General features: G+C 37.6%; 1 protein-coding gene. It reads right to left on the reverse strand.

Features of this window, described 5'->3' with window-relative positions; genetic code table 11:
• Positions 1 to 59: 59 nt before the first annotated feature.
• Positions 60 to 833, reverse strand: coding sequence for a hypothetical protein (locus tag J3P34_RS22035; RefSeq protein ID WP_210490794.1), 774 nt, complete (start codon positions 831 to 833; stop codon positions 60 to 62).
• Positions 834 to 998 lie beyond the last annotated feature (165 nt).

The following is a 998-nucleotide window of genomic DNA, read 5'->3' on the forward strand; positions in this document are numbered from 1 at the left end:
AACGTACTGGGCTATGCGGTGGCGTAGCTACCGTATAGGTGTGGTTATTTGCTGGGCTTTTACCGTCTGGATTGTTCATGGACAATTGGAGTAAATGAAAGTCCTTTCAGTTTCTGCTTTTCAATTAAATTTTTGATTCTCTTAGAGACGACTTGAAGTCTTGCTGCACTTCCGCCACTACCAAAATACTCGTTGGTTTGAACAATTTCATAATCTGGGTTGAAAAGGGATTTATTAAAAAGATAACCACCAATTTGGGGATGATGAAACTTAACTCGTCCGCAACATTTTAGATTTGTGTCTATGTTGCACTCCTCTTCATTATCTGTTTTGCAGGTTACTGTTTTTGTGTTGTAATCATCAAAACCTCTATCCAAAATTGTTTCTATATGCAATTGGAAGATTGACTCAACTTCGCTGTTTTTCTTATGCAGTAGGGGCTTAGAAAATGCGATGCCTTTTACCTTTTCGTTTTCTAAAAATTGTTTAGTTTCTGGCCTTACGAATATTGCCTCAAACTCCCAGTGTAAGCCCCAAAACTGATTCTTGGTTTGTTTTGGTTCTGCTTTCAGCCTATAAGGTGCGTTTTGAATCTTTCCAATGCCACAAACCCCACAATATGCGTCTAAATTAAAAGTGGCCTTTAAGTAACCAAAATCACCTTCGGGTTGAGGATACTGGTATTCTCCTGTGTTTATGACAAACCAGTCTGCATTTTCAATGTCTGCTTTTTCATAGACTGTTCCTACTTGTGAAATTATTCCATAACTGTCAACCGCCTCTTTCAAGTCTTCGAAACCTGTCGTGTCTTCATACAAGTAAAACTCAATCAAGTATTTGAAACTTGGAATTACGCAATGAAGGTCCTCTTTATATTTGTATTCACAAGAGTATCTATCTAGAGTACGTTTGATTGGTCCGATTACATTTGTGTGGCTGTCATATACCAAGTATCTATGTTGAATCCTCATATTTTGTTATTTAGCCTTGCACATAAC

The sequence above is a fragment of the Rufibacter aurantiacus genome, assembly GCF_017916345.1.
GTDB classification, from domain to species: Bacteria; Bacteroidota; Bacteroidia; order Cytophagales; family Hymenobacteraceae; genus Nibribacter; species Nibribacter roseolus.